We start from the raw sequence: 23,981 nt of genomic DNA, 5'->3' as shown, positions 1-23,981 counted from the left end.
CCGGCGCGCAGCGGTGGTTCCCGCTGTTCAGCGGTGCAGTCGCCGGTAGACCGGGGCCAGCCGCCGGTGCAGATCCCGGTAGACGGCGAACAACTCGTCGTAGGTCGCCCGGTGGGCGGGCGTCGGGGTGAACACCCGGTCGGTGCGCATCAGCGCGGGGATGTCGGCGAAGGAGAGCATTCCCACGCCGACAGCGCCGATCCAGCCCGCGCCCCGGGCGTTGACGGCGAGCGGCTGGGCGTCGCGGCGGATCTCGATGCCCAGCACATCGGCGAAGATCTGGCACCACGAGTCCGACAACGCGCCGCCTCCCGTGACGGCCATCGAGGTGACCGGCGCGCCGAGGAACCGGTCGACCGCCCCGGCCAGCCACCGGGTGTTCAACGCGACCCCCTCGAAGACCGCCCGCAGCAGGTCCGAGCGGTTGGTGTCGAGGGAGATGTTGAGGAACGCGGCACGCAGGTTGGCGTCGTCGACGGGGGCGCGTTCGCCGTACAGCCAGGGGGTGTAGAGCACCCCGTTCGCGCCCGGCGGCACGGTCGGCAGGATCGCGTCGAAGGCGTCGAAGATCGACCCTCGTCCCGGCTGACGTGCCCGGCGCTGAGCAACGGATCGTCGTACTCGACCACCTTGTCGCGCAGCCAGGTCAGGTTGGCCCCGGCGGTGGCCTGCAGGGCCGTCATCAGGTAGCGGTCCGGCAGCGCGCACGGCACCGCCGCGATGCCGGCGGCGACGTCGGTCTTCTTGCGCGGCACGTGGGCGGCGATCCACGACGATGTGCCGAGATAGAGGTGGGGTTCGTTGTCGCTGGTGGTGCCCGCGCCGACCGCGGCGGCGGAGTTGTCGACGGCCCCCGCCACCACCCGCACCGACTGCGGCAGCCCCAGGTGAGCGGCGGCGGCCGGGCTGAGCGTGCCGACCACCTCGGTGCACGCGACGATCGGCGGCAACTTGTCGGCGTCGATGCCGCAGTCGGCGACCAGGGCGGGGGCGTACCGGACGTCACCGGGCCGCCGGTTGTCCGTCACCCAGGAGGTGAGGATCGAGTCGACGGTGGCGACGGTGCGCCCGGTCAGCCGCAGGTTGATCCAGTCGAGCACGTTGAGGAACGACGCGGTGCGCGCGTACACCGCCGGCATCTCGTCGCGGACCAGCAGCATGTGGGCGGCGGGGTCCTTGCCGGTCGGCGACGGCATCCCGCCGGTCAGGCGCAGCCAGCGCGCGATGCGCCGCACCGACATCCCCTGGTACGACGGGAAGCCGCCGAACTGCCGGCGCAGGTGGGGCCTGCCGCGCATGTCGAGCCAGCTGATGCACGCGGTCAGCGGCTCGCCGGCGGCGTCGACGGCGATGGTCCCCTCGCCCTGCGTCGAGGCGCACACGGTGGTCACCGCCCGCAGGTGCCCGGGATGGGCACGACCCAGCTCGGCGGTGACCTGACCGAGGGCGTCCCACCAGGCGAGCGGGTCCTGTTCCGCCCCGCCGCCGGGCAGCACCCGCAGCGGCACCGCCCGCTCGGCCCAGCCGGTGACGGTGCCGTCGGCGGCGACGAGGGCGGCCTTCATCCCGGAGGTGCCGAGGTCGATCGCGAGGACCTGCGGCGGTGTGGCCCCCACCCGACTCAGACCCCCTCGACCAGCTCGAACACCCGCTCGAACCGGGCCAGGGCGTCGTCGATCACCTCGTCGGTGTCGGCCATCGACGTGTACATCCGGGAGCCGGCGAGGGTGATGATGCCGTGCGCGGCGTACGCGGCGCCCATCTGTTCCATCAGCCGCTTGCGGGCCTTGTTCTCCCGCAGCAGCTTCACCGGGTTGCGCATGTCCAGCAGCATGACGCCACTGCACTCCAGGTGCACGATCGACCCCTGGTTGTAGGCCACGTACGGCAGGCCGAACCGGTCGATCAGCCGTTGCAGGCCACGGGTCAGCCGGTCGCCGGCCCGCCCGGCGATCACCGGCGCGTTGGTGCGCGCCATCTCCTCGATGGCGAAGTAACCCGCCGCGCAGGACAGCGGGTTGGCCGACAGGGTGCCGCCGACCTGGATGTGCGCGCCGCTGCGGCCGTCGAGACCGGAGCCGAACACCGCCATGACGTCGGCCCGGCCGCCCACCCCGCCGGCCATCGGGTAGCCACCGGAGACCGCCTTCCCCAGCACGGTGAGGTCGGGGGTGACGCCGAAGTAGCCGGCCGCGCCGCCCAGGCCGAGCCGGAAGCCGGTGACCACCTCGTCGAAGACCAGCAACGCGCCGAACTCGTCGCACAGCTCGCGGACCTTCGCGTTGAAGTCGCGTGGGGCGGGTCGGGTGCCCGACTCGGGGCCGAGGGGCTCGACGACCACGGCGGCGGTGCCGCCGCGTACCCGGTTCTCGATCAGCTTGCGCCGCAGCTGGCCCAGGTCGTGCGGGAACGCCTCCCGGGTGCGGCTGGTGGCGCCGAAGGGGATGCCCTTGGCGTTCATCCGGTAGGTGCCGGGCACCCGCAGCCCGTAGACCATCGTGTCGGACCAGCCGTGGTACGCCCCGCCCACCTTGATCACCATCTTCTTGCCGGTGAAGGCGCGGGCCCCGCGCACGGCGGCCATCACCGCCTCGGTGCCGGAGCCGAGGGAGCGGTACATCTCCACGTGCGGCAGGTACCGGTGGATGATCTCGGCGAGCTTCAGCTCGTACTCGTGGAACAGCCCGGTCACCGGCCCGGACTCCCGCACGGCCTCGGCGACCCGCTCGTTGACCGGCGCGTAGTTGCTGCCCAGGACGGTCGGGCCGCCGGCCTGGAGGAAGTCGATGTAGGTGTTGCCGTCGCGGTCGACCAGGTGTGCGCCCTCGGCCTTGTCGATGGCGAGGGGGAACGGGTAGTTGAAGGCCAGGTTGTGCTGCACCCCGCCCGGGATGCGCAACTTCGCGCGGTCGGTGATCTCCCGGCTGGCCCGGCACTTGGTGTCGAACCAGCCCAGCACGTCGAGCATGGCGTCGTGGCGCAGCCCGCGCACCGGCTGCGCGGTCAGCGCCCGCAACCGCCGCATCACGTCGTCCACGTCGGGATACTCGCTGATCGCGTACCCGAGCCGCGCCGACTCGCCGCCGGGGGACTCCTGGTCGCGCCGGTCGTCGGCTCGGTCGGGCTGGCCTTGCTGGTCGGCCTGGTCGCGTGCCGTGCCCGCCGCCTCGGCGGACACCGCGTCGGCGCTCGGCAGTTCCTCGTCGGCGGGCACCCGCAGCGGCTCCACCGCCTCGGTGAGCTGGGCGGCGATGCGCTTCTCGTCGGCGCGCAGCTTGCTGAAGGCGACCTCGCGGATCGCGGCGGGGATCGTGTAGACCCGGCCGGTCTCGGTGGTCAGGGCCAGCAGGTAGGCGAGGGAGACCTTCTCCAGCAGCGCCATGTTGAACACCGCCCGGTCCGGGTCGGTGCCCAGCGCGACGATGCCGTGGTTGGCGATGATGAAGGCGTTGTCCCCGCCGGCAACCTTCTTCTGCACGTTCCTCGCCAGCCAACCGGTGCCCGACGGGGCGTAGTCGACGATGGCCACCTGCCTGCCCAGGAAGCGCACCTGCTCGTCGGTGAGAGCCGGGATCGGCTTGCGCAGGAAGGCCAGGGCCGAGGCGTACGGCTGGTGGGTGTGCACGATCGCGTTGACGTCCGGGCGTTCCCGGTAGATGTTGGCGTGCATCCCGCACTCGATGGACGGCGCCAGCCCCTCGCCGGGGCCGTCGGGCACGTGCCTGCCGTCGAAGTCGACGATGCAGACGTCCTCGACGCGCATCCGGTCGTAGTCGTAGTTGCTCGGGGTCACCGCGTAGAGCCGGTGACCGGGGACCCGGACGGACACGTTGCCCTCGGTCGCCTTGAGGTAGCCCCGCGCGAGCATCGTGCGGCACATGTCGACGACGTGTCGACGGGACATGAGGTGCTGCACGACATCCTCCTCGGTCGCGACCACGGGCGACGTCCATCGTCACCCGGCGGACGCGCCCGGATCACCGTCCCGCCGGCAGCGAGAAACCGGGCTGTTTCTGTCACGGCGTGACAAGATCCCGGGGTGAGCGCGACCGCAACCCCCTGGCAGCGGCTCCCGGCCGACCTGGCCGCCGCGATGCGCCCCCACCTGCCCGCGACCGTGGCGGCCGTCGCGGTCGCGGTCACCGAGGCGACGCCGGCCTTCGCCGCCATCCGCGACGCCAAGTTCACGCGGGACGTGCGCACCGCCGTTCAGGTCGCGCTCGACCGGTTCATCGACCTCGTCGGCACCGAGGAACCCGCCCTGCCGCCCGGAATCCGCGAGGTCTTCGTCGCGTTGGGCGCCGCCGAGGCGCGCGAGGACCGCGGGCCCGAGGCGCTGCTGGCCGCGCTGCGGATGGCGGCCCGGTCGATGCTGCGGACGGCTTCCGAGTCGCTGGCCCGGCTGCGTCCCGTCGGCACCGGCGAACTCATCGACCTGTCCGACGCCATCAGCGCGTACGTCGACGAGCTGGCCGCCGCCGGCACCGACGGGTACGCCCTCCAACTGCGGGAACAGGCCGGCGAGGGGGACCGTCGCCGCCAGCTCGCCGAACTGCTCCTGCGCGGCGACGGCCTGCCCGGCGCGGTCGAGGCGGCGGCCTCGCGGATCGGCTGGCCGGACCTCGACGTGGTGGTGCCCGTCCTGCTGCCGCCGGAGCAGGCGCGTGACGCGCGGTTCCGCTTCGGCGCGGACGGCCTGGTGGTCGAGCGTGGGCGCGACGCGGTGCTGCTGCTGCGGGCCGGCACCCGCACGAGCCGGGCCGCGCTCACCGACAGTCTGGTCGGGCGCGGGGCCGTGGTGGGGCCGGCGCTGGGCTGGGCCCGGGTGCCGGCGTCGGTGCGGCTCGCCGAGCTGACCGGCGGGCTGGTCGGGCCGGACCCGGGGCCGGTGTTCGTCGACGACCGGCTCAGCGCCCTGACGCTGCGCGGCGAGACGGGCGCGCTGGCGGTGCTCGCCCACCGCCGCCTGGCGCCGCTGGCACACCTGCGCCCCGCACAGCAGGACAACCTCCTGGTGACGCTGTACAGCTGGCTGCGGCACTGGGGTTCGCGCGCCGACGTCGCCGCGGAGCTGTTCGTCCACCCGCAGACCGTCAGCTACCGGCTCAGGCGGCTGCGCGAGCTGTACGGCGCCGACCTGGACGACGCGGTCGCCCGGTTCGAGCTGCTGCTGGTCCTGGCCCGCCGTCTCGACCCCCCGACGACCGACGGCGGGCCCGGATAGGGTCCCGGACAGACGCCCGACACCGGAGGTCATCCCCATGCCGCACTTCGACCTGCCACCGGAGCAACTGCGCAACTACCGCCCGGAGTTGGCCGAGCCGGCCGACTTCGACGAGTTCTGGTCGACCACGCTCGCCGCCGCCGACGCCCACGACCTGCACGTCACCGCGACGCCCGTCGACACCGGACTGACCCTGGTGGACACCTTCGACGTGCGGTTCCCCGGCTACGGCGGCAGCCCCGTCAGCGCCTGGCTGCACCTGCCCGCCCGACGGGTGGGCCCGCTGCCCGCCGTGGTCGAGTACGTCGGCTACGGAGGCGGTCGGGGCCTGGCACACGAGAGGATCCTGTACGCCGCCGCCGGCTACGCCCACCTGATCATGGACACCCGGGGGCAGGGCTCGTCGTGGAGCGTCGGGGACACTCCCGACCCGGCTGCGGACTCGGGCGGCCCGGCGCACCCCGGGTTCATGACCCGAGGCATCCTGGACCCGCACACCTACTACTACCGCCGGGTCTTCACCGACGCCGTCCGGGCCGTGCGGGCGGTGCGCGTCCTCGACGCCGTCGACCCCGCCCGCGTCGTGGTGACCGGGGCGAGCCAGGGCGGCGGTATCAGCCTGGCCGTCGCCGGGCTGGTCGACGACCTCGCCGCCGTCATGACCGACGTGCCGTTCCTGTGCGACTTCCCGCGCGCCACCACCCTCGTCGACACCCTCCCGTACGCGGAGGTCGCCCGTTACCTCAAGGCCCACCGCGACCACGTCGACCCCGTCTACCGGACGCTCGGCTACGTCGACGGGGTGAGCCACGCCCGGCGTGCCACCGCGCCCGCCCTGTTCTCGGTCGCCCTGATGGACGACGTCTGCCCGCCGTCGACGGTGTACGCGGCCTACAACTGCTACGCCGGGGTGAAGGAGATGCGCGAGTACCCGTTCAACAACCACGAGGGCGGGCAGGGTTTCCACGACCGCGAGAAGCTGACCTTCCTGCGTCGTGTGGTGCCCGCCCCGCCCGCCGGCTGACCCGCCCCGCCGCCGCTGACCCGCCCCGCCCGCCGGCTGACCCGCCCCGAGGGGCACCGGCGCCCACCCACCCCGCCTCGGCGGCGCGCGGGGAATGGCCTCGCAACCAGCCCGGCCGACCGCTGGCGTAGACTGTCGCTGATCTGGCGCTACCCAACCGTGCGCGCAGCGCGGGCACGGGATCGCGAGCGGGGATCGTACCCAGGCCGCTCCGGTCACCGTCGACGGGCCGCGGCGACGGAAGGGCAGGCGGGGGAGTAGGACATGGCCGTGCGCGATCCGGCGATGACGGACGTGGCTCGCCTGGCGGGAGTGTCCCACCAGACGGTGTCACGGGTGCTCAACGACCATCCGAACGTGCGGGAGCAGACCAGGCTGCGGGTCCAGGCCGCCATCGCCGAACTCGGCTACCGGCCCAACCGCGCGGCGCGGGCCCTGGTCACCGGCCGGTCCCAGGTCATCGGCGTCGTCGCGCAGAACACCACCCTCTACGGTCCCGCGTCCCTGCTCGCCGCCCTCGAACAGACCGCCGCCGAGGCCGGTTTCGCCGTGAGCGTGGGCAGTGTGCGCAACCTGGACCACCGGTCGATCTCCGCGGCCGTCGAGCGGCACCTCGCGCACCGCGTCGCCGGCGTCGTCGTCATCGCGCCGGTGGAGTCGGCCGGGGAGGCGTTGGAACGCCTACCGAAGAGCGTTCCGTTGGTCACCGTCGACGGCGACCCGCACCGGCCGGTGCCGCTGGTGACCGTCGACCAAATCGCCGGTGCCCGGGCCGCCACCCAGCACCTGCTCGAGGCGGGCCACTCCACCGTCTGGCACGTGTCCGGCCCGTCGGACTGGTTCGACAGCGCGGGCCGGATCGAGGGTTGGCGGGCGGCGCTGCTCGCGGCGGGCGCGGAGATCCCACCCCTGGTGCCGGCCGACTGGTCCGCCGCGGCGGGATACCGGTGCGGGCAGATGCTGGCCCGGATGCCGGAGGTCACCGCCGTCTTCACCGCCAACGACCACCTGGCCCTCGGGGTGCTGCGCGCCCTGCACGAACACGGCCGGCGGGTGCCGGACGACATCAGCGTGGTGGGCTTCGACGACGTGCCGGAGGCGGCGTACTTCATCCCGCCGCTGACCACCGTGCGGCCCGACTTCGCGGCGGTGGCCCAGGCGAGTCTCGACATGTTGCTGGCCCAGATCGCGTCGGACAGTGGCGGCGCGTTGCGCCGGACGATCGCGCCGACCCTCGTGGTGCGCAACAGCGTCGCCGGTCCGCCCGCCCGCTGACCCAATTTGCGCCACGGTACGTCACGCTTGATGGACGTACCGTAGGGGACGCACGCGGCGTTTCCTGTTTCGTGATCGAGTGGTTGTTGACCTCGCCCGCCCGGACGATGAGGCTCGAAGGTCCTGGTCGGCGACGAAAGGACGACACCATGCGCACGACACCCCGTCACAGACGGCTCGCCCGGCTTCTCGTACCGGTGGCGGCGCTCGCCCTGGCCGGCGTGGCCGTCGGCGGGGGCCCGGCCCGGTTCTCGGCCTCCGGTTCGGGCGGCCAGACGGTGGGCGAACCGCTGGTCGGCGTGACGCCTCCGATCTACTACATGGGCACCTGCGGGCCGACGACGAAGAAGCCGGACCTGTGGGACGAACTCTTCCCGGCCTGCCCCCAGGGCGACGGCCCACAGACGCGCGACTGAGTCGTCGCGTACGCCGGGCGCGTACGTCTGATGTACGCCTCCTGTACGTCACCACCCCTACCGTTGGGACGACCACCGAGGATGGACACGCCGGTGGTCGTCCCAACGGTGGCGGGTGCCGCCACCGCGAGCGGTCCGGTGGTGCTGGAGGTGGTGCGGTGTACCCGAGAGTGGCCGTCGTCGACGACCGGTCCGTCGCCTTCCGCGGCGTGACGGAGGTGTTACGCGGGGCGTCGGAGGTCCGCTTCGCCGGTGTCTTCCCGACGTTCGCGGACTGTGCCCCCGACGGCGACCCGACGGTGGTGATCGCGGACCCCTGCACCGGGCCGGCGTTGCCGCCCCGGCTGCCCGGTCACCTGGCGGTGCTGGTCATGTCGGCCGCCGACGACCCGGCCGACGTGCACGCCGCCCTGGGGCGCGGGGTGGCCGGCTGGATCGGCAAGGGCGTGGAGGTGAGCACCCTCGTCCGGGCCGTCGCGGCGGTGGCCTGCGGTGACCTGTACCTCGACCGGCAGGCGCGGGCGGCGCTCGCACCCGGGCCGTACGGCCCGGACGCGGTGGTCGAGCCGGCGCTGCGGTCGGTTCCGGCACTGACCCCGCGCGAGTGCGAGGTGCTCACCCTCATCGCGGAGGGCCTGACTCACAAGCAGATCGGCGCCCAACTCGGCCTGTCGAAGGCCACCGTCGACACCTACGTGCACCGGGTCCGGCAGAAGACCGGCACCCCCAACAAGGCGGGCCTCACCCGGATCGCCGTGGACCTGCAACTCACCGCCGCGAGCGGCTGAGGCCGCGGGAGGTCCGGCAGCCGGGACCACGCCGATCACAGGGCAGTCGCTCTGGTAGAAAGACGCCGTGGCTGTCCTGCGGTTCGTGCTGCTCGGCCCGCTGGAGGTCCGGGTCGACGACACGCCCGTGAACCTCGGTCCGGTGAAGCAGCGCCTGTTCGCGGCCACGCTGCTGCTCGACCCGAACGAGGTGCTGCGCACCGATCACCTGGCGGAGATGCTGTGGGGGCAGCCGCGCCCGGCATCGGCCGCGGCCAACCTGCGCACGTACGCCCACGGGCTGCGCCGGGCGCTGCGCACCGCCCCGGGCGCCCCCACCCGGCTGCACACCCGCACCGGCGGCTACCTGCTGGAGGTCCGCCCCGGCGAGCGCGACCTGGACGAGTTCCAGGAGGCGGCGCACCGGGGCCGGGCGGCCCTGGCGGCGGGGAACCTGGAGTCCGCCGAGACCAGTCTCGGCACGGCGCTGCGAATGTGGCGCGAACCGGCCCTGGCCGACCTGCCGCTGCCCCCGACGCTCGCCGGACGGCTGGCGCGGCTTGCGGAGCAGCGCCTCATCGTCGAGGAGGACCACGTCCAGGCGCGGCTCGGCCTGGGCGGCGCGGCGGAACTGGTCGGCCGGCTACGCGAGACGGTGGCCGCGCACCCGCTGCGGCAACGCAGCTGGGCGCAGCTGATGACGGCCCTCTACCGCACCGGGGACGTGGCCGGCGCGGTGGCCGCGTACCTGCACGCGCGGCAGGCGCTGGCGGAGCAGACGGGCCTGGATCCCAGCCCGGAGCTCCAGGCGCTCTACCGGGACGTGCTGCACCACAGCCCCCAGTTGGCCGCAGACCGCCCCGGCACGGACACGACCGGCATCGTGGCGGCGGCCCGCACGCCGCCGCGCGAGCTGCCCGCCCGCATCGACGGACTCGTCGGCCGTCGGTCGGCGATCGCCACCGCGCTGGCCTGGCTCGACGGGCCGGCCCGCCCGGCGGTCGTGGCCCTGCACGGGCCCGGCGGCGTGGGCAAGTCCGCGCTGGCCGTGCACCTCGCGGCCGAACTGGCCGACCGCTATCCCGGCGGCACCCTCTACGTCGACCTGCAGGGTTCCGACGCGAACCTGCCGCCGCTGCGCCCGGTCGACGTGCTGGGCCGGTTCCTGCGCACCCTCGGCATGCCGGGCAACGCCGTACCGGCGGATCCGGGGGAGGCGACCGCCTGCTTCCGGTCAACGGTCGCCGGCCGCGGCATGCTGGTGGTCCTCGACAACGCCCGCGACGCCGCCCAGGTCAGACCGTTGCTGCCGGGGGACGAATCGTGCACCACCCTGGTGACCAGCCGGCGGATACTCGCCACCCTGCCGCACAGCCGACACCTCGCGGTGGAGCTGCTTTCCCGCGAGGCGGCGGTGCGGCTGCTCGCCGCCGAGTGCGGCGCCGAACGCGTCGCCGCCCAACCGGAGCAGGCCGACCGGCTCGCCGAGCTGTGCGGCCTCCTGCCCCTGGCGTTGCGCATCGTGGGGGCCCGGCTGGCGAGTCGTCCGCAGTGGCCCCTCGACCGGCTCGTGGCGCGGCTGACCGACCCCCGGCACCGCCTCGACGAACTGGAGTACGACGACCTCAGCCTGCGGGCGTCGATCCAGCACGCGTACGCGGCGCTGACCGGCGGTGACGAGCGGGACCGCCGGGGTGCCCGGATCCTGCGACTGGTGGGTGGCACCCGGCTGCCGGTGGTCAGCGCGCGGGCCGTCGCCGCGCTGCTCGGTGAGCCGGTCGCGGTGGCCGAGGACACCCTGGAGCTGCTGGCCGACCAGCGCCTCGTCGAGCCCCGCCGGCCGGGCACGTACGCCATCCACGACCTGCTGCGACTGTTCGCCGCGGAACGGGCGCAGGATGAGCCGACCGCCGACCTGGAGGCCGCGCTGGGCCGGCTGACGCAGCTGTACCAGCTCGGCTCCCGCGACGTGACGCGGCTGGCGAACGCGGGCTGGTCACCGACCGCCGGATCGGAGCCGCCCGCACCGGCCTGGCAGGAGTCGCCCACCACCCCGGAACAGGCCGCCCGGTGGCTGGCCGAGGAGCACGCCAACATCGTCGCGGCCTTCACCCAGGCGGCGGAGGGCGGCCCCGCCACCGCCCGGCTCGCGGCGCTGCTCGCCTGGTCCAGCGCGGCGGCGCTGCGCCGGCACGGCTACCGGCACGAGGCGGTGCGTCTCATCGACGGCGCGGCGACGCTGACCGACACGCTCGGGCTGCCCCTGGAACACGCGGCGGCGCTGTTCTACCGGGCCAGCCTGAACCGGGGCACCGGCGATCCGAGCCGGGTGGAGGCGGACCTGCTGCGGTGCCTGGAACTGGTCCGGTCCCTCGACGACCGGGACCGGATCTCGGCCTGCCTGGAAGCGTTGGGTGTGCTGCACTACCGTACGGGTGCCCTCGATCGCTCCCTCGCTCACCACGACGAAGCGCTGGCGCTACGCCGGGCCTCGGGGAAGCCACTGCTCGTTGGTGCCAGTCTCAGCAACTCCGCCCAGGTGCGGATGGCCGTCGGCGCGCAGGAGGAGGCCTTCGCGGGGGTCGAGGAGGCGCTGCGCATCGCCCGGGAGATCGGCGCGGTCGGCCTAGAGGGCGCGGCGCTGAGCATGTGGGGTCAGCTGCTGTGCCTCGCGGGACGGTGGACCGAGGCGCTGCCCGTGCTCACCGAGGCGGTCGCGGTGACGGAACGCGCCGGGGACCTGCCGTCCCGCAGCGAGGCGCACCTGGCGCGGACGGCCGCCCACCTGCGACTGGCCGATCCGGTGTCGGCGGCCCGTGACGCCGCCGAGGCGGGGGACCTCGCCGCCCGGTTCGGCGACCGGTACGTGCTGGCGGTGGCGCGGCACGCCGCGGCCCGCGCCGCCGAAGCCACGGGTGACTGCGAGGCCGCCGGGCGGTCGACCGCCGAGGCGCGGGAGTTGCTGCGGTCCCTGCCGGGCTACCGCGAGCCGCACTACGAGCTGTTCTTCGGGCCGTTCGCGGCGCGGTAGGCGCGGCTGTGCGACCCGTGCGGGCTGCTGCGCGGCGCAGCGCCGCGGCCGTGGCGCCGCCGGTGGACCAGGCCATGGCGTTCGTCACCGTGACGGGCCGGCTTCCGGGCGTTAAGGTGACGCTGCCGTGGTGTTCGGGAAGCCGGTGTGATGCCGGCGCGGCCCTCGCCACTGTGATCGGGAAGTCCGCGGCCCTCGTCGTGAAGAGGTCACTGGGCGTACGCGCCTGGGAAGGCCGGCCGTGGACGCACCTCCCGTCAGCCAGGAGACCGGCCACGGCACTGCGATGACCCGTCCACGAGGTGCTGGAAGGCGGTCCCGATGCGCGTGCGCGCTGTGCGGCCCCGTGTCTCCCGGTGCGTTGCCGCACCGTTGTCCCTGCTGTTGGCCCTGGCCGGCTGCACGACCACCGCCTCGCCGGGGCCGCCGGTCGCCGCCGGGCCGGTCGCGTCGTCCAACTGCGGCACGCCGGTCGAGGTGACCGCGCCACCGGCGCGGGCGGTGACCCTGAACCAGCCGGCCACCGAGATCATGCTGGCGCTGGGCCTGGCCGACCGGATGTCCGGCACCGCCTACCTCGACGACGAGATCCTGCCGGAGTACGCCGCGGCCTACGCCACGGTGCCCGTGTTGGCCGACCGGTACCCGTCGGCCGAGGCACTCCTCGCGGTCGAGCCCGACTTCGTCTACGCCTCCTTCGCCAGCGCCTTCGGTGACGAGGGGGTGGGCGACCGGGGCGAGCTGGCCCGGCTGGGCATCCCGACCTACACCTCCCCGGCCGGCTGCGCGAAGGAGCACCGCCCCGGGGCCCTGACCGTGGAGGACGTCTTCACCGAGATCCGGGAGATCGCTGCGGTCTTCGGGGTGCCGCAGCGGGCCGAGGCGCTGGTCGCCGAGCAGCGGCGACGGATCGACGCCGCGTCGTCGGCCGCCCCGGCCGGCGGCACCGTGCTGTGGTGGGACGCCGGTACGGACGCCCCGAGCGTCGGTGCCTGCTGCGGCGCACCCGGCATGATCATGAAGGCTGTCGGGGTCACCAACGGCTTCGCCGACCTCCCCGGCAGCTGGGCCGCCACCAGTTGGGAGACCGTGGCCGAACGCGACCCCGACCTCATCGTCCTCGTCGACGCGGCCTGGGACCCGGCCCCTGACAAGCAGGCGTTCCTGCGTCGCCACCCCACCCTGCGCAACCTGCGCGCCGTCGCCGGACAACGGATCGTCACCATCCCGTTCTCCGCCACCTCGGCCGGCATCCGCAACGTCCTCGCGATCGAGGCGCTCGCCGCCGGGGTCGCCGCGCCGCGCACCAGGACCGACCGCTGACCGCCGTCACCGCCCGCCCCAGTGCGGGGCGGGCGGCCGGCGCGCTGCTGCCCGGGGCGCTGGCCGTGCTCCTGCTGGGCTCGATCGGCGCGGCGGTCACCGCCGGTCCGGCCGACCTGTCCCTGAACACGGTGTGGACGGTCGTCGCCGACCGGCTGGGCCTGGTGCGGGCGGAGGTTCCGCTGCTGCGCGAGCACATCGTCTGGCAGTTGCGCCTGCCCCGGGTGCTCGGTGCCGCGCTGGTCGGTGCCGGGCTGGCCGCCTGCGGCGCCGTCATGCAGACCGTGACCCGCAACCCGTTGGCCGATCCGTACCTGCTGGGGGTGTCCTCCGGTGCGTCCCTCGGCGCGGTGGCGGTCGTCGTGCTCGGCCTCGGGGCCGGGGTCGCCCGGCTCACCGGCGGTGCCCTCGTCGGAGCGCTCGCCGCGTTCGCGCTGGTGATCGCCGTGGCCGGCCGGGCCGGCGGACGGGCCCCGACCCGGATGGTGCTCGCCGGTGTCGCCGTCGCCCAACTGGCCGCGGCCGGCACCTCCCTGGCCATCATCTGGGCGGCCGACCCGCACGCCACCCAGAGCATCACCTTCTGGCTCTCCGGCTCGTTGGCCCGCGCCGACTGGGCGGCCCTCGGCTGGGCCGCGCCGGTGTTCGCCGGCGTGCTCGGTGTCGTCCTGGCCCACGCCCGCACGCTCAACGCGTTCGCCTTCGGTGCCGACGCCGCGGCCACCCTCGGCCTGGACGTCACCCGGGTGCGGTGGCTGCTGCTGGTGGCGACGGCGCTGCTGACGGCGGTGCTGGTGGCGGTCAGCGGGGCGATCGGCTTCGTCGGGCTGATCCTGCCGCACGCCGCCCGGCTGCTCACCGGACCGGACCACCGCCGGCTGCTGCCGGTGGCGGTGCTGGCCGGGGCCATCTTCCTGGTCTGGGTGGACACCGCCGCCCGCACCCTGTTCGCGCCGCGCGAGTTGCCGGCCGGTGTCCTCACGGCGCTGGTGGGGGTGCCGGCCTTCGTGCTGCTGCTGCGTCGACGGGAGGTGCGGGGCTGATGCTCGCCGTCACGGATGTCGCGGTGTCGGCGCGGGCCGTCCGCATTCTCGACGGGGTGACCTGCGCCGTCGCAGCCGGCAGTCTGGTGGGGCTGCTCGGTCCCAACGGCTGCGGCAAGACCACCCTGTTGCGAGCCGTCGCCGGTCTGGCCAGGCCGCATCGCGGCGAGGTGGCGCTCGACGGAGACCCCGTCGCCGGGCTGCCCCGCCGGGCCGCCGCCCGCCGGATGGCGCTGGTCGCCCAGCACGCCGAGACCGACCTCGACCTGACCGTCCGGGACGTGGTGCTGCTGGGCCGCATCCCGCACCGGCGGTCGCGCTGGGCCGACAGTCCCACCGACCTGTCCGCGGCGGCCGGGGCGCTGGGTCGGGTGGGTCTCGACGGGTACGCCGACCGGCGCTGGCACACCCTCTCCGGCGGGGAGCGTCAGCGCGTCCAGCTCGCCCGCGCGCTGGCGCAGGAACCCGACCTGCTGCTGCTCGACGAACCCACGAACCATCTCGACGTGCGGCACCAGCTGCACCTGCTGCACCTCGTGCGCCGTGCCGGGCTGACCACCCTGGCCGCCCTGCACGACCTCAACCTCGCCGCGATGTTCTGTGACGCCGTCGTGGTGCTGCGCGCCGGGCGGGTCGTGGCCGCCGGTCCGCCCGCCGAGGTGCTCACTCCCGGGCTGATCGCCGAGGTGTACGAGGTGCGGGCCGACGTCGCGGCGCACCCGGTCACCGGCCGGCCCGTGGTCACCTACCATCCGCCGGTCGACGGGGAGGACGCGTGAGTCGGCACGTGCTCCTCGTCGCCCGCGCCGTGACCCACCACGGTGGCGAGGCGACCGTACGCCGGCTCGCCGTCGACGTCGCGGCGGTCGTCGGGGCCCCCGTCGTCGCCTGCTTCCTCGACGGTGCGGCACCGTCGCTGCACGACGCGCTCGACGCCGCGGCGGACGCCGGGGCGACGGAGGTGCTGCTGGTGGCGACCCACCTGCCGCCCGACCGGTACCTCGACACCTGGCTGCGCCGGGCCCACGCGGACTGGGCCGCGGGCCGGCGGAACCCGCCCCCGACATCGGTGGCCCTGCCCCTGGCCGAGCAGCCGGCGCTGGTCACCGCCGTGGTGGCGGCGGTCGGCGGGCCGGTCACCCCGTTGACCGGCCGACCGGGCCCGTTCCGCGCTGCCGCGTGGACGGCCGTGCCCCGGCACCGGCACCACGTCCTGGTCTGCCGGGGGCCGCGGTGCACCGCGTACGGCGCGAACGACGTGGCCGGGGCGTTGACCGGGCGGCTCGCCGCCCACGGCCTCGGCGACGACGACGTGCTGGTGACGTCGACGGGCTGCCTGTTCCCGTGCAGTATCGGACCGGTCGTGGTGGTGCACCCCGACGACAGCTGGTACCCGCACGTCGACGTCGGGTTGGCCGTCCGGATCGTCGACGAACACCTGTGCGGGGCAGGGCCGCTCGACGGACGGCCGCCCCGGGCCGGCGGCACTGGTGATTTCGCCGATGCGGCGCAGGTGGACCGCGCCGAAGACTGACGCATGTCGATACCGCCCACCCGCTAGGGAGTGCCCGGCATGCGATCACCCACCACCACCCGTACCCACACCCTGCGCTCGGCCGTCGCCCGGTTCGCGGTGGCCGCCGTCCTGGCCGCCGGCGGCGTCCTGGCGCCGTCGCCCGCCGCGCAGGCGGCGGCCAACCCGTACGAGCGGGGCCCGGCTCCGACCTCCGCGATGCTGGAGGCCAGCCGCGGCCCGTTCGCCACCTCGTCGACCAGGGTGTCCTCACTGAGCGTCAGCGGCTTCGGCGGCGGCGTCATCTACTACCCGACCAGCACCAGCGAGGGCACCTTCGGCGGCATCGCCATCTCGCCCGGGTACACCGCCTCCTGGTCCAGCATCGACTGGCTCGGGCCGCGCCTGGCCTCGCACGGGTTCGTGGTCATCGGCATCGAGACGAACAGCCGGTTCGACCAGCCGGCCAGCCGGGGGCGGCAGCTGCTGGCCGCGCTGGACTACCTCGTCGAGCGCAGTTCGGTGCGCAGCCGGGTCGACGGCTCGCGGCTCGCCGTGTCCGGGCACTCGATGGGGGGCGGGGGCAGCCTGGAGGCCGCCGCCGAACGCCCGTCGTTGCAGGCCGCCGTGCCGCTGGCGCCGTGGAACCTGGACAAGACCTGGTCCGGCCTGCGGGTGCCGACCCTGATCGTCGGCGGCGAGACCGACACCATCGCCCCGGTCTCGTCGCACTCGGAGCCGTTCTACAACAGCATCCCCGCGTCGTCGGAGAAGGCCTACCTGGAGCTGAACGGCGCCGGGCACTTCTTCCCGCAGTCGGTGAACACCCCCACCGCGAAGCAGATGGTCTCCTGGCTCAAGCGGTTCGTCGACAACGACACCCGCTACGAGCAGTTCCTCTGCCCGGGGCCGACCGGCCTGGCGATCGAGGAGTACCGCGACACCTGCCCGCACTCCTGATCCGAACCCGGGGCGGTCGCCGGACGGCGGCCGCCCCGGTCCGCGTCCGCGCCGCCGTCTTCCGCTCGCCGGGTCGGCGGCACTATATTGCAGTGCCAGTGCAAAATACCTGATCGGAGGTGCGCGTGTCCGAGCACACCGCCGACCGCCTGCGCGCCCGGGTCGCCGCGTTCCTGCGAACGCACGACCAGCGGGGCGACCGGCTCGGCTTCCTGCGCGCCCGGTTCGACGCCGGGCTGGCCTGGGTGCACCACCCGCCCGGGCTCGGCGGGATCGGTGCACCGCAGCACCTGCAACCGGTGGTCGACGAAGCCTTCGCCCGCGCCGGTGCGCCGGACAACCGCCCCCGGCGCAACGGCATCGGCCTCGGCATGGCCGCGCCGACCCTGCTCCGGCACGGCACCGTCGAGCAGCGTGACCGCTGGCTGCGACCGATGTGGACCGGGGAGGAGGTGTGGTGCCAGCTGTTCAGCGAGCCGGGCGCCGGCTCCGACCTGGCGGCCGTCGCCACCCGGGCGGTGCGCGACGGCGACGACTGGGTGGTCGACGGGCAGAAGGTGTGGACGTCGCTGGCCCACCGGGCGCGGTGGGCCATCCTGCTCGCCCGCACCGACCCGGCCGCGCCGAAACACCGGGGCATGACCTACTTCGTCTGCGACATGACCGCGCCGGGCGTCGAGGTGCGGCCGCTGCGGCAGCTCACCGGCGAGGCCGAGTTCAACGAGGTCTTCCTCACCGGCGTCCGGATCCCCGACACCCGACGCGTCGGCGCGGTCGGGGAGGGCTGGCGGGTCGCCCGCACCACCCTGATGAACGAGCGGGTGGCGATCGGCGGGCGGGCCCTGCCCCGCGAGGGCGGGATGATCGGCCTGCTCGCGCGCCGCTGGCGGGAACGGCCCGAGCTGCGCACGGCCGGCCTGCACGAGGAGGTGCTGCGGTCGTGGGTGCGCGCCGAGGCCGCCCGGCTGACCGCCCTGCGCCTGCGCCAGCAGCTCGCCGCGGGGGAGCCGGGGCCGGAGGGCTCGGCACTCAAGATCTCCTTCGCCGGGCTGGCGCAGCGGATCAGCGGCCTGGAGGTGGAGCTGCTCGGCGGGCAGGGGCTGCGCCACGACGAGTGGACCATGCACCGCCCCGAGGAGCCGGACCTGCTCGGGCGTACGGCCACCTACCGCTACCTGCGGGCGAGGGGCAACTCGATCGAGGGTGGCACCTCGGAGATCCTGCGCACCATCATCGCCGAGCGGGTCCTCGGCCTGCCGGCCGAACCCCGGGTGGACCGATGACCGACCTGCTCTACAGCGAGGACGAGGAGGCGCTGCGCGACAGCGTCCGCGCCCTGTTGACGACCCACGCCCCGTGGCAGCGGACGCTGTCGCGGATCGAGGGCGACGAGCCGTACGACGCCGCACTGTGGGCGAGACTGGCCGGCCTGGGGGTCACGGGCCTCGCGGTGCCCGAGGGGCACGGCGGCGCGGGAGCCGGCTTCCGCGAGGTGGCGGTGGTGCTGGAGGAACTCGGTCGGGCCGTCGCGCCGGTGCCGTACCTGGGCGTCGCCGTGGCGACCCGGGCGCTGTTGGCCGGCGGCGCGACCGACCTGCTGGGCCCGCTCGCGGCCGGGCGGTGCAACCCGGTGCTGGCGGTGCCCTTCGCGGCGGGGCCCGACCTCGGGCCGCGTCCGGTCGCGGTCGGCCCGGGGCCGGCGCTGTCCGGCGAGGTGGCCGGGATCGCCGACGCCCTGCCCGCCGACGTGCTGCTGGTGCCGGCCAGCGACGGTCTGTACGCCGTGGACGCCGCCGGCCCCGGCGTGCGGACCACCCCGGTCGTCTCGCTCGACCCGACCCGGACGCTGGCCGACGTCACGCTCGCCGACGCGCCCGCGCGGCTGGTCGCCGGGGGAGCCGACGCCCGGGCGGCGGTGGCCGACGCCCTGACCGCGGGCGCGGTGCTGCTCGCCTCGGAACAGGTCGGGGTGGCCCAGTGGTGTCTGGACGCCACGGTGGAGCACGTCGGGGCGCGACACCAGTTCGGCCGTCCGGTCGGTTCCTTCCAGGCGGTCAAGCACCGGCTGGCCGACGTGTGGGTCGAGGTCTCCGAGGCCCGGGCGGTGGCGCGGTACGCCGCCGACTGCCTCGCCACGGCCGACCCGGACACGGCCGTGGCGGCGGCGTTGGCGCAGGCCTACTGCGGGCCGGTGGCGGTGCGGGCCGCGGAGGCCGCCGTGCAGTTGCACGGCGGGCTGGGGTTCACCTGGGAGCACCCGGCGCACCTGTACCTCAAGCGCGCCAAGAGCGCCGCGATCGCCTTCGGCACCGCCGACCGGCACCGCGCGTGCCTGGCGCGGCTGGTCGACCTGCCCGGACCGGTCGCGTCGTGAGCAGGCGGTCCGAGGTATTGACGAGGCAGTCGAGAAACGTACACTGCCAGTGTAATAACTTCCCGGGAGTGGGGGACGGATGACGGAGCAGGGGCTCGCACTGCACCACATCGGGGTGAGCTTCGGTGGTCTGACCGCCCTCGACGACGTCTCGCTGCGGGTGACCCCGGGCCGGGTGGTGGGCGTGATCGGCCCCAACGGGGCCGGCAAGACCACCCTGTTCAACGTCGTCTGCGGCTTCGTCCCGCCGCAGACCGGGACGATGACCCTCGACGGTCGGCCCTTCCGGCCCCGGCCCCACCGGCTCACCCGGTCGGGCATCGCCCGCACCCTGCAGGGCACGGGTCTGTTCGCCGGGTTGACGGTGCTGGAGAACGTCATGACCGGCGCCTCCCACACCGCCCGCGCCGGTCTGGCGTCCGCCGTGCTCGGCCTGCCCCGCAGCGACCGCGACGAGCGCCGCCTGCGCCAGCACGCCCTCGACGTCCTCGACACCCTCGGCATCGCCGGGCACGCCGACGCCGCACCGGGAACCCTGCCCTTCGCCGTACGCCAGCGGGTCGGCCTGGCCCGCGCCCTCGCGGCCCGGCCCCGGCTGCTCCTGCTCGACGAGCCGGCCGGTGGCCTCGGCGCCGAGGACATCGCCGAGCTGTCGGAGCTGGTGCGCGAGCTGCCCCGCCGTGCCGTCGACCCGTGCGCGGTGCTGCTCGTGGAGCACCACATGGACCTGGTGATGTCGGTCTGCGACGAGATCGTGGTCCTCGACTTCGGCCGGGTCGTCGCCACCGGCACCCCCGACGAGGTCCGCGACGATCCGGCCGTGGCCGACGCCTACCTCGGCGCGGCCGTCGACGAGGCCACCGCATGAGCGCCGACCTGCTCGCCGTCGACGGCCTCGTCGCCGGCTACGGGGCAGCACCCGTCCTGCACGCCGTCGACCTGCGCGTCCCGGCCGGCACCATCACCGCCGTCGTCGGTGCCAACGGTGCCGGCAAGACCACCCTGCTGCGCACCCTGTCCGGCATGCTGCGCCCCACCGCCGGCCGGGTCCTGCTCGACGGCGAGGACCTGCGCGGCACGCCGGTCGAGCAACTGGTCCGGCGTGGCATGGCGCACGTCCCCGAGGGACGCGGCGTGATCGGCGAACTCACCGTCGAGGAGAACCTGCGCCTGGGCGCGCTGTGGCGGCGGGACCGCACCGACGCCGCCCGTGCCCTCGACGAGATCTACCAGCTCTTCGAGCCCCTGGCCCGGCGGCGGCGGCACCTCGGCCACCAGCTCTCCGGCGGCGAGCGGCAGATGCTGGCCCTCGGTCGGGCGCTGGTCGCCCGGCCGCGGCTGCTGCTGCTCGACGAGCCGTCGCTCGGCCTGGCCCCCCGGGTGGTGGCCCAGACCATGGCCCTGCTGCGGAACCTGCGGGACAACGCCGGGCTCACCGTGCTGCTCGTCGAGCAGAACGTACGCAGCGCGCTCGCCGTCGCCGACCAGGGCGTCGTGATGTCCCTCGGCCGCGTGGTCACCACCGCCCCGGCCGACCGGCTCCGCGACGACGCCGACCTGCGCCACGCCTACCTCGGATTCTGACCACCCCGTCCTGCCGGAAGGAGGACCGTTGGACCGCTTCGTCTTCCTCACCCTCGACGGCCTGTCGAGGGGAGCGGTCTACGCCGCGTTCGCCCTGGCCCTGGTGCTCATCTGGCGGGCCGCCCGGATCGTCAACTTCGCCCAGGGCGCGATGGCCGTCGCGGCCGCGTACGCCGCGTACAGCGTCACCGCCGCCACCGGCTCGTACTGGCTCGGCTTCGTCGCCGCGCTCGCCACCGGCCTGGTCCTCGGCGCGGTCGTCGACATCGCCGTCATGCGCCTGGTCGACCACCGGTCGCCGCTCAACCCGGTGATCGTCGCGCTCGGGCTGGTCCTGCTGATCCAGGCCGTGCTGGGCATGGTGTACGGCAACGAGTTCCTGCCGGCCCCGGCACCGTTCAGCCGGACCGCGCTGACCGTCGGCGGGCTCGCGGTGCTGTCCCCGTACGACCTGTTCGTCTTCGCCACCGTCGGCGCCGTCGGGGCCGCGCTCGTGTGGACCTTCACCCGCACGGCGGTCGGCCTGCGGATGCGCGCCGCCGCCTTCGCGCCCGACGTGTCCCGCCTGCTCGGCGTCAACGTCGGCGGCATGCTCACCCTCGGCTGGGCGCTGGCCTCCGGCGTGGGCGCCCTGGCCGGCATGCTGGTCATCCCCACCGAGCTGGGGCTGCACCCGCACGCGATGGATCTGGTCTTCGTGTCGGCGTTCACCGCGGCCGTGGTCGGCGGGCTGGACAGCCCACCGGGCGCGGTGGTCGGCGGGCTCGGGGTCGGCCTGCTGTTGTCCTACATCAGCGGGTACGCCGGCGGTGACCTGATCCCGCTCGCGGTGCTCGCCCTGCTGCTGGCGGTGTTGCTGATCCGCCCCGGCGGCCTGTTCGCCCCGGCCACCGCGAGGCAGGTGTGAGCGCCACCCGGGCGGCGGCCCCGCCCGCGCAGCGGGTCGAGCCGCGCAGGAGCCGCACGGGCCGGTGGCGTCCGCCGACGCTGCTGCGTCACGTCGGGATCGCGCTCGTCGGCGCGGTGGTGCTGCTGGCGATCGGCGACGCCGTGGACCCCTTCCGCAACTACCAACTCGCCACCGTCGCCGCCTACCTGTGCGCCACGGCCGGGCTGACCGTGCTCACCGGGCTCAACGGGCAGCTCTCGCTCGGGCACGGCGCGCTGATGGCCACCGGCGCCTACACCGTGGCGCTGTGCCTGGCCGGGTTCGCCGACCGTGGTGTCACCGGTGGCGGTGCGCTGGTGGCGTCGCTGGGCGCGGCGGTGCTCGTCTCCGTCGCGGTCGGCGCGGTGGTCGGCACGGCGGCTGCCCGGCTACGGGGCCCGTACCTCGCCGGGGTCACCCTGGCCGTCGCCGTGGTGGTGCCGGCGCTGACCGTCACCTTCGACGACCTGCTCGGCGGCGAACAGGGCCTGCCCGTGCCGGTCGGGCCCCCGCCCGAGGCCCTGGGCCTGGCGTTCCCGTACGAGCGGTGGCAGCTCTGGATCGCCGGCGCGGCGACGCTGCTGTGCCTGGTGCTGCTGGGCAACCTGGTCAGCAGCCGGTACGGGCGCACCTTCCGGGCGGTCCGCGACGACGAGGTGGCGGCCCGCCTCGCCGGGATCCACGTCGCCCGGACGCAGGTGCTCGCCTTCGTCGTCAGCGCCGCGTGCGCCGGTCTCGGTGGGGGGCTGCTCGCGGTCCTGGCGCAGAGCGTGTCACCCGGCGCGTTCTCCCTGACGTTGTCGCTGTTCCTGCTGATGGCCGTCGTCATCGGCGGCCTCGGCCGGCTCGCCGGCGCGCTGTGGGGGGCCGTCCTGCTGGTGGCACTGCCCGACCTGACACACACCCTGACCGGGTTGCTCACCCTCTCGCCCGCGGCGGCGCAGCGGTTGGAGGGCAACCTTCCGCTGGCCATCTTCGGGATCACGCTGATCGTCGTCATGATCGCCGCGCCCGGCGGGTTGCAGGGCCTGCTGTCCCGCGCCGTCGCGCCGCTGCGGGCCCGATGGCGGTCCCGCCGGTCCTGACGCCGCACGTCGGCACACCCCGTGACGGCCCCTCCGTCGCGACCCCGAACCCCGGCCGCCGCGCGGCCGGTCCCCACCCACCACCGCACAACCGGACCGATGAAAGGTCGGTGTACCGATGCGACGCACGGCACGACGCGGTCTCGCGATCGCCACTTCCCTCACCCTGCTCGTCACCTCCGTCGCCTGCAGTTCCGACGACGAGGGTTCCGGCTCCGCCGCGGTGCCCGGCGTGACCGACACCGAGATCGTCGTCGGTACCCACATGCCGCTGACCGGTCCGGCCTCGGCCGGATACTCGAAGATCGCCCCAGCCACGAAGGCGTACTTCGACTACGTCAACGCCAACGGCGGCGTGCACGGCCGGAAGATCACCTACAAGGTCATGGACGACGGGTACAACCCGGCGAACACCCAGCAGGTCGTGCGCCAGCTCGTCCTGCAGGACCGGGTCTTCGCCATCCTCAACGGCCTCGGCACCCCCACCCACACCGGGGTGCTGGACTTCCTGCACAGCAACCGGGTGCCCGACCTGTTCGTCGCCTCGGGCAGCCGCAGCTGGGACCAGCCCGACAAGTATCCGGGCACGTTCGGGTTCAACCCCGACTACACGGTCGAGGGCAAGATCCTCGCCAACCACGTGAAGACGACGCTGCCCGGACGCAAGGTCTGCTTCCTCGGCCAGGACGACGACTTCGGCCGCGACAGCCTGGTCGGCGTGGAGCAGGTGCTCGGCGCGGACGCGATCGTGGCCCGGCAGACGTACGTCACCAGCAACACCAACGTGGCACCCCAGATCGGCGCGTTCAAGGCGGCGGGCTGCGAGGTCGTCATCCTCGCCACCGTGCCCGGGTTCACCGCCCTGGCCGTGGGCACCGCGGCCCGGCTGCAGTTCCAGCCGCAGTGGCTGGTCTCCAACGTCGGCGCGGACCACCCGACCCTGGCCCGCCAGCTCGGTGACGCCGCCGGGCTGCTCGAGGGCATGGTCGGGGTCAACTACCTGCCGGCGCAGACCGACAGCACCGACCCGTGGATCCAGCTCTTCACGAAGATCAACCGTGAGCACAACGGGGACACGGCGTTCGACGGCAACACCGTCTACGGCATGGCCGTGGGCTACCTCTTCGTGCAGGTGCTGCTGGCCGCCGGCAAGGACCTGACCCGGGAGGGGCTGCTGGAGGCGGTCGCCCGGGGCGGGTACCAGGGACCCGGGCTGGCCCCGCTGCGGTTCTCCGACAGCGACCACTCCGGCTACGGTGGCGGGCGGCTGACCCGGGTGAGCGGCGGGGTCCAGGCGTACTTCGGCCCGGCGTACGAGACCGACGAGGGCGACGGGCCGGTCAACGAGTACCAGACGCCGCCGGTGGCCCCGCCGGCGAACGGGATCCCGACGACCTGACGCGGCTGCGCCGGGCGGAGGTGCCCGGCGGTTGA

At 74.5% G+C, this 23,981-nt stretch carries 21 protein-coding genes and 1 riboswitch; of the genes, 18 read left to right on the top strand and 3 right to left on the bottom strand.

Going from position 1 to position 23,981, the window contains the following annotated elements:
- Positions 1-27 precede the first annotated feature (27 nt).
- From GA0070616_RS28535 to GA0070616_RS01255, 3 genes are read right to left on the bottom strand one after another with little or no spacing between them, the layout of a single operon-like run.
- Positions 28-498, bottom strand: coding sequence for an FGGY-family carbohydrate kinase (locus tag GA0070616_RS28535; protein ID WP_245712920.1), 471 nt, complete (start codon positions 496-498; stop codon positions 28-30).
- Positions 381-1,616 carry a xylulokinase gene (locus GA0070616_RS01260; RefSeq protein WP_245712604.1) on the bottom strand — a complete coding sequence of 412 codons (1,236 nt, stop codon included), beginning with the start codon at positions 1,614-1,616 and terminating at the stop codon, positions 381-383. The genes GA0070616_RS28535 and GA0070616_RS01260 overlap by 118 nt, the downstream gene beginning before the upstream one ends.
- A gap of 5 nt (positions 1,617-1,621) precedes the next feature.
- Positions 1,622-3,916 (bottom strand): aminotransferase class III-fold pyridoxal phosphate-dependent enzyme, encoded by a 2,295-nt coding sequence (locus GA0070616_RS01255; protein ID WP_091089616.1) that lies wholly within the window; start codon positions 3,914-3,916, stop codon positions 1,622-1,624.
- 123 nt (positions 3,917-4,039) lie between these two features.
- Between GA0070616_RS01255 and GA0070616_RS01250 the strand changes: the two genes are divergently transcribed.
- The 18 genes from GA0070616_RS01250 to GA0070616_RS01165 all read left to right on the top strand — a co-directional run bounded on the left by GA0070616_RS01250 (position 4,040) and on the right by GA0070616_RS01165 (position 23,946).
- The gene (locus GA0070616_RS01250; protein ID WP_245712603.1) at positions 4,040-5,224 is read left to right on the top strand and encodes a PucR family transcriptional regulator; all 1,185 of its coding nucleotides are present in this window, start codon (positions 4,040-4,042) and stop codon (positions 5,222-5,224) included.
- A gap of 37 nt (positions 5,225-5,261) precedes the next feature.
- On the top strand, positions 5,262-6,248 hold the full coding sequence (locus GA0070616_RS01245; protein WP_091075017.1) for an acetylxylan esterase: 987 nt from the start codon (positions 5,262-5,264) through the stop codon (positions 6,246-6,248).
- Between the two features lie 285 nt (positions 6,249-6,533).
- Positions 6,534-7,523: a LacI family DNA-binding transcriptional regulator gene (locus GA0070616_RS01240; protein WP_175440223.1), complete on the top strand. Its 990-nt coding sequence runs from the start codon at positions 6,534-6,536 to the stop codon at positions 7,521-7,523.
- Between the two features lie 149 nt (positions 7,524-7,672).
- Complete coding sequence (locus GA0070616_RS01235) at positions 7,673-7,939, top strand: hypothetical protein (protein ID WP_091075015.1); 267 nt, start codon at positions 7,673-7,675, stop codon at positions 7,937-7,939.
- Positions 7,940-8,097: 158 nt separating this feature from the next.
- Positions 8,098-8,727: a response regulator transcription factor gene (locus GA0070616_RS01230; RefSeq protein WP_139128819.1), complete on the top strand. Its 630-nt coding sequence runs from the start codon at positions 8,098-8,100 to the stop codon at positions 8,725-8,727.
- 67 nt (positions 8,728-8,794) lie between these two features.
- Positions 8,795-11,737 (top strand): AfsR/SARP family transcriptional regulator, encoded by a 2,943-nt coding sequence (locus GA0070616_RS01225; RefSeq protein ID WP_091075010.1) that lies wholly within the window; start codon positions 8,795-8,797, stop codon positions 11,735-11,737.
- Positions 11,738-11,848: 111 nt separating this feature from the next.
- A riboswitch (cobalamin riboswitch) is annotated at positions 11,849-12,029 on the top strand.
- Between the two features lie 29 nt (positions 12,030-12,058).
- Entirely contained in the window at positions 12,059-13,060 is a 1,002-nt protein-coding gene (locus GA0070616_RS01220) for an ABC transporter substrate-binding protein (RefSeq protein ID WP_091075008.1), read from the top strand.
- Between the two features lie 65 nt (positions 13,061-13,125).
- Complete coding sequence (locus GA0070616_RS01215; protein ID WP_245712602.1) at positions 13,126-14,103, top strand: FecCD family ABC transporter permease; 978 nt, start codon at positions 13,126-13,128, stop codon at positions 14,101-14,103.
- A complete protein-coding gene (locus tag GA0070616_RS01210; RefSeq protein WP_091075004.1) occupies positions 14,103-14,882 on the top strand; it encodes an ABC transporter ATP-binding protein in 780 nt (259 codons plus the stop codon). Before GA0070616_RS01215 ends, GA0070616_RS01210 begins: the two co-directional genes overlap by 1 nt.
- Positions 14,879-15,637: a (2Fe-2S) ferredoxin domain-containing protein gene (locus GA0070616_RS01205; protein WP_091075003.1), complete on the top strand. Its 759-nt coding sequence runs from the start codon at positions 14,879-14,881 to the stop codon at positions 15,635-15,637. Before GA0070616_RS01210 ends, GA0070616_RS01205 begins: the two co-directional genes overlap by 4 nt.
- A 39-nt stretch (positions 15,638-15,676) precedes the next feature.
- A complete protein-coding gene (locus tag GA0070616_RS01200) occupies positions 15,677-16,576 on the top strand; it encodes an alpha/beta hydrolase family protein (RefSeq protein ID WP_091075001.1) in 900 nt (299 codons plus the stop codon).
- A 125-nt stretch (positions 16,577-16,701) separates the two neighbouring features.
- Positions 16,702-17,859, top strand: coding sequence for an acyl-CoA dehydrogenase family protein (locus GA0070616_RS01195; RefSeq protein ID WP_091074998.1), 1,158 nt, complete (start codon positions 16,702-16,704; stop codon positions 17,857-17,859).
- Positions 17,856-18,950: an acyl-CoA dehydrogenase family protein gene (locus GA0070616_RS01190; protein WP_091074997.1), complete on the top strand. Its 1,095-nt coding sequence runs from the start codon at positions 17,856-17,858 to the stop codon at positions 18,948-18,950. Before GA0070616_RS01195 ends, GA0070616_RS01190 begins: the two co-directional genes overlap by 4 nt.
- A 79-nt stretch (positions 18,951-19,029) precedes the next feature.
- Positions 19,030-19,818: an ABC transporter ATP-binding protein gene (locus tag GA0070616_RS01185; RefSeq protein ID WP_091074995.1), complete on the top strand. Its 789-nt coding sequence runs from the start codon at positions 19,030-19,032 to the stop codon at positions 19,816-19,818.
- Positions 19,815-20,534 (top strand): ABC transporter ATP-binding protein, encoded by a 720-nt coding sequence (locus GA0070616_RS01180; protein WP_091074993.1) that lies wholly within the window; start codon positions 19,815-19,817, stop codon positions 20,532-20,534. The genes GA0070616_RS01185 and GA0070616_RS01180 overlap by 4 nt, the downstream gene beginning before the upstream one ends.
- Before the next feature lie 28 nt (positions 20,535-20,562).
- A complete protein-coding gene (locus GA0070616_RS01175) occupies positions 20,563-21,441 on the top strand; it encodes a branched-chain amino acid ABC transporter permease (RefSeq protein ID WP_091074991.1) in 879 nt (292 codons plus the stop codon).
- Entirely contained in the window at positions 21,438-22,547 is a 1,110-nt protein-coding gene (locus GA0070616_RS01170) for a branched-chain amino acid ABC transporter permease (RefSeq protein ID WP_091074989.1), read from the top strand. Before GA0070616_RS01175 ends, GA0070616_RS01170 begins: the two co-directional genes overlap by 4 nt.
- A gap of 118 nt (positions 22,548-22,665) precedes the next feature.
- Positions 22,666-23,946, top strand: coding sequence for an ABC transporter substrate-binding protein (locus GA0070616_RS01165; protein ID WP_091074987.1), 1,281 nt, complete (start codon positions 22,666-22,668; stop codon positions 23,944-23,946).
- Positions 23,947-23,981 lie beyond the last annotated feature (35 nt).

Source organism: Micromonospora nigra (genome assembly GCF_900091585.1).
GTDB classification, from domain to species: Bacteria; Actinomycetota; Actinomycetes; order Mycobacteriales; family Micromonosporaceae; genus Micromonospora; species Micromonospora nigra.
This window is presented reverse-complemented; position numbering and strand designations above follow the sequence as displayed.